Annotated in this window: 3 protein-coding genes and 1 pseudogene; 2 read left to right on the top strand and 2 right to left on the bottom strand. The window is 34.7% G+C overall.

What is annotated here, in order from left to right:
- Positions 1-90 precede the first annotated feature (90 nt).
- Positions 91-1,818 (bottom strand): hypothetical protein, encoded by a 1,728-nt coding sequence (locus tag RHOW815_RS06855; protein WP_215217579.1) that lies wholly within the window; start codon positions 1,816-1,818, stop codon positions 91-93.
- Positions 1,819-2,127: 309 nt separating this feature from the next.
- Here RHOW815_RS06855 and RHOW815_RS06850 point away from each other — a divergent pair, with 309 nt between their 5' ends.
- The gene (locus RHOW815_RS06850) at positions 2,128-3,342 is read left to right on the top strand and encodes a dicarboxylate/amino acid:cation symporter (protein ID WP_215217578.1); all 1,215 of its coding nucleotides are present in this window, start codon (positions 2,128-2,130) and stop codon (positions 3,340-3,342) included.
- Positions 3,343-3,349: 7 nt separating this feature from the next.
- A complete protein-coding gene (gene ispH, locus RHOW815_RS06845) occupies positions 3,350-4,279 on the top strand; it encodes a 4-hydroxy-3-methylbut-2-enyl diphosphate reductase (RefSeq protein WP_215217577.1) in 930 nt (309 codons plus the stop codon).
- A 253-nt stretch (positions 4,280-4,532) separates the two neighbouring features.
- Here ispH and RHOW815_RS08650 read toward each other — a convergent pair.
- Positions 4,533-4,663: pseudogene (locus tag RHOW815_RS08650) on the bottom strand (IS5/IS1182 family transposase); the annotation flags it as partial.
- Between the last annotated feature and the right edge of the window lie 200 nt (positions 4,664-4,863).

The following is a 4,863-nucleotide window of genomic DNA, read 5'->3' as shown; positions in this document are numbered from 1 at the left end:
TATATTGGAACGGACTATTAATGTTTGGACTACTGGGATATTGGATGAATTTCTTAAGTCGGCAAGTATCTTTAAAACAGTAAATTTAATTCAAGATAGGTTCATCCAATGAAAAACCCTCTGTCCAGGAGCTATGAGCAATTTGTAAATAAGAAAGATTCCCCAAGAGGAATCAGATGAATAGCCTTCTTGATAAGCTTGTATTTCTTTTTTGTTTTTTTTCATTTCAATTAGTTTATTCTTGGATAATTCAATAATTTCTAAATCTTTTTTGGAAAGATTAATCTTGGATTCTTTTCCCATGACCTCTTGTAAAGCGTCCATTTTTTCTTCTAAATAAGCAAGATCTGCACTGTTATAATGGATGTACTTACGATTATCTTGGGTTGGATAAAATTTACCGCCTTTGAAAAACGGCTCTCTGTGATGTGTATTTGTAGCAAGAATTCCTGAGTCAGAGGTTACCTGTAAGTAGTTCTCTTGTAAAAAGCTTAAGTTTTCCTTAATATATAAGTTTTTAAAACCTGCTTGAGTTAATAAGTCACTTTTATGGTAGCAAAAGTTAAGGCTAATTTGAGGTGGAGAAAGATGGCTTTTAAGCATATCTATCTGCTCTTCCCATGATTTGATTGTATCTAGATCTAATTTAGGAGAGCAAAATGTAAAGCAATTAATACGAGATAGAAGGGAAAAGGGCCCGTTATTATTTTCTTGATTAAACCTCTCTAAACAAAGAATCATAGCGCGTTGCGCATCTAAACCTCCTAAGGAATGGCCTGTGATTTCTAAAGCAGGGCTTTTGGTTGTTTTAAAATAGGCTTCTACCATTGCAGCTATTTGGTTTTTGCATTCATCAAAAACGGTTTTTCCGATCCCATTTGGATCTAAAATGTCTCTAGAAAGACTTTCTACATCATCTGTGCCCCTAAAAACCAATTGTGCCGGAAAATCACCTTTTAATGGGGTAAACAAGTAGCAGTGCAAACCTTTTTGGTTAATGTGATTATTAAGCTGATAATAGACAATATCTTGCTTATCAGTAAAAATAGGAATGGGAATTACCATGTTTTTACAAATAGCATCAGGTTGTGCATAGGCCACAATTCTAGCTAATTGCTCAGAAATGGCAAAAGGAAGAAGTTTTAAATCCGCTTCTATACATTGTTCTTCTTTTTCTAAATTTTCGGTTAATTTACGTATATGATATTCATATTGTTCATTGGCTAAAACTCTATTGTTTAGCGGTATACCGCTTTTTTCAAGCTCTTCCCATAATATTTTTTTTTCATTTGGCAGCAGATGTTCCAAAGGGTTACGATAAAAACCGACTAATTTTTCCATATCTTCAGAAGACAACTCACTAAGATCGGTAGACATGCTTCGAGAAAGTTTTAAGGGGATCTCTCCATTATTTACTCTCTTTAGCAAGTCTGTTAAATCGTTTGTAGTTAGAGCGTGTCCAATCATTCCAAATATATGCCAAAGATCCTTCTTCTTAATAAAATTAGGTAAAGAGTCAATAGCCTTTTGAATCGTTTGTATCAGTCTTTTACCAAATACATTAGAGACGTATTCAACAAATATTTTTTTCTCAACTTGTTCTTGAGTAAGTAGGTTTTTAAGTTGAGAAATATTGCTTGTAGGAGGAGGTAGAAATTTCATTCTTAATGAAAAAAACAAATAGAGTAAGTTTTCCCACATTATAGAAGACCAAGATTCTGCTGTAACTTTTCTTTTTAAAATAGATGGAGTCTCTTTTGGGGAACAGGAAAGCTCTTGTATCAGGTTTTTAATGCAATTAAGGGGATTTATAGTCACATTATTTTTTGAGATAGCTGAATGAGAAGACCAAGAAAATCTGGAAATTAAAAGAATGCTTTTCCACATGAAAGATTTTTTATGGTTAATAAAGGGTTAGACATAGATGAATAAATCAAGAAGATGATAGATTAAATTAGGTTTTTTTCATAGAACTTAAATCATTGTTTTTGAGCCATAAGGTTTGTGGACATTTGACAAAAAACCATTAAGGTAATACTTTTGTAGCATGAAAAAGATTTCTTGTTGTTACTAAATTAGCCAATCCTTTTTACTATTCTCGATCTAGCACTTTTATTAAAAAAAACTATGCAAAACAAGAAATCTTTATTATTTTTATTAGGAGCCATCTTCCTGGGGATTATTACAGGTTTTTTTGGACAAGAATTACTTCTAAAGGGAGCGGAAATCACAGCTGCTCTATTTATGAATTTTTTGAAGCTATTGAGTATTCCCATTATCTTCCTGTCGATTACCTCTACGCTTTCTGGAATGAAAAGCCAGTTAGAAATAAGCAATCTTGGTAAAAGGGTATTTACATACACACTACTTACAACAGTTATCGCAGCAGCTGTCGGCCTTTTACTTTTCTTTATCATGCAGCCTAGTGCTAAAATAAGTGCAGCAGAGGCGGTTCAGATCACTAAAGCACCTACAGATACTTACCTGTCTTTTTTATGGAAAATTGTACCTAGTAACATTGTACAGGTCTTTCTAGAGAATAATGTAATAGGCACGGCCTTTATTGGATTTATTATGGGAATTGCGGCTACATATTTACCCGAAGACAACCGAATTTCTGTGCATCAAATTTTCTCTTCGCTTTTTAAACTCATTTTAAAGGTTACTGAAGGGATTGCCCATCTTATTCCTTTAGGAACATGGGCCTTTACAGCTCTTATGTTTAAAGATCTTAGTCATACCAATAGTTTTAAACATTTAGGATTGTATTTATTAACAGTTGTTAGCGCTAATCTTGTGCAAGGGTTTGTAATCTTGCCTTTATTGTTAAAATACAAAGGAATTTCCCCTGTAAAGTTAGCAAAAGCCTCTTTTACGGCTTTAAGTCTTGCTTTTTTTTCTAAGTCTTCCAATGCAACTTTACCAGTTACTTTAAAATGTGCGGAAAAAGAAGCTGGAATCCATCCTAAAGTTGCGCATTTTTCTCTTCCTTTATGCACGATTATTAATATGAATGGATGCGCTGCTTTTATCTTAATCACGGTGCTTTTCTGTTCGACTATTCACGGACATGTTTTTGGTTTATTGGATTTAGGGATATGGGTTGTGTTGTCAACTCTTGCGTCAATTGGAAATGCAGGAGTTCCTATGGGGTGCTTCTTTCTAACAAGTATGTTTTTAATAGGAATGGATGTGCCTCTTAACACACTGGGTCTTATTTTACCTTTTTATGCCTTTATAGATATGATAGAGACCAGTTTGAACGTATGGTCTGATTTAAGCGTAACAGCAATTGTGGATCAAGAATGCACGCATTTAGAAGCGTTACCTGTAAAAGAATAAGGATAATATGAAACTACTACTTTCTAAGCCTCGAGGGTTTTGCGCAGGGGTTGTGCGAGCCATTGAAACGGTAGAAAAGGCACTGAAGATGTGGGGTGCTCCTATCTATGTAAAGCATGAGATTGTTCACAATAAGCATGTAATTGAGAGTCTTGAAAAACAAGGTGCTGTGTTTATTGAAGATCTAGAGCTAGTGCCTTGTGGTTCTTATTTGATCTATTCTGCACATGGAGTTACTCCTGAAGTGCGCGCCCAGGCTAAAAAAAGGAATCTAATAGAAATCGATGCTACATGTGGCTTGGTTACAAAAGTGCATTCGGCTGTAAAAAGATACGCGCAAAAAGGCTATCAGATCATTTTAATTGGTCACCGCAATCACGTTGAGACTATAGGTACCTCAGGAGAAGCTCCTGAAGTGACAACTGTTGTGGAATCTCTATTAGATGTAGAAAACTTATGTTTTTCCCATGAGCCTTTATTTTATACCACACAAACCACATTGAGCTTAGATGATGTGAAAGAAGTAACACAAGCGCTAATTGCTAAATACCCTCATATTGAAACACTGCCCAGTTCTTCTATTTGCTACGCTACAACCAATCGCCAGATGGCCTTGCGTAGTATTGTGGATTGCTCAGATCTTATTCTAGTAGTAGGAGATCCTAGAAGTTCTAATTCCAATAGATTATGTGAAGTAGCGCATTTGCGCAATGTACCCTCTTATCTAATCAATACAGAACATGAGATCGATCCTAAATGGCTAAAAGGAGTTGAAGTGCTAGGTTTGACAGCAGGAGCATCTACACCTGAAGATGTTGTGCAAAGATGTATTAAGAAACTACAAGAGTATGGAGTCAAAGAGATTGAAGATATTATCTATACAGTAGAGGATGTGTATTTTCATTTACCTCGCGAGTTTACACAACATTGTCCATAAACTGCTTAAAGGAACTTGTATACATTTTTTACACATTTACTAATTCCTACACATCCTTTCAGACCTCAGTTTTGGGTTTTAGTCAATAAATAATCCCCAATTACTCTACACAAGAAATATTTCTAAGTTAATAATTATAAATAACTAATACTAATTGAGGTTAAAAAACCTAAAATTGGACTTCTTGTGTAATTAGATTTTTGCTATACTTCTTTCCTAAATGGAGGGAAAGGAAAAATTACTTAGATCCTGTTTAAAATCTTTTCAAAAGTAGAGCAATAAAAGCGAGAACCACCATATTCAGGCTTGTATGTGCTTTCTTTCGCAATTTTTCCATAGCCTGCGACATTTTTCTATCCACGCAAAAGAACGCTCTACAACCCATCATATCTCCTGCACGCTCTTTGCAAATTTTTCTCCAGAATATCCTTCATATGCTAAAACACTTTTTACACCGAACAAATTGTTTTTATGTAGTGAAAATGCTTCTATAGTGGTTCCGATTCAATCGTATAGAAAAATATTTTGTTTTGTGTTAAGCTATTGAGTATGAAAAAACTGATCCCTAGCCAGAGAGCTGACTT

Source organism: Candidatus Rhabdochlamydia sp. W815 (assembly GCF_018642185.1).
In the GTDB taxonomy this organism is placed as follows: domain Bacteria; phylum Chlamydiota; class Chlamydiia; order Chlamydiales; family Rhabdochlamydiaceae; genus Rhabdochlamydia; species Rhabdochlamydia oedothoracis.
The sequence above is the reverse complement of the archived record's forward strand: the minus strand, read 5'-3'. Positions and strand labels throughout refer to the sequence as shown.

Bases quoted from the DNA above. Each gene is read 5' to 3' on its own strand.
- RHOW815_RS06850 (WP_215217578.1), top strand. From the start codon at position 2,128: ATGCAAAACAAGAAATCTTTATTATTTTTATTAGGAGCCATCTTCCTG.
- ispH (WP_215217577.1), top strand. From the start codon at position 3,350: ATGAAACTACTACTTTCTAAGCCTCGAGGGTTTTGCGCAGGGGTTGTG.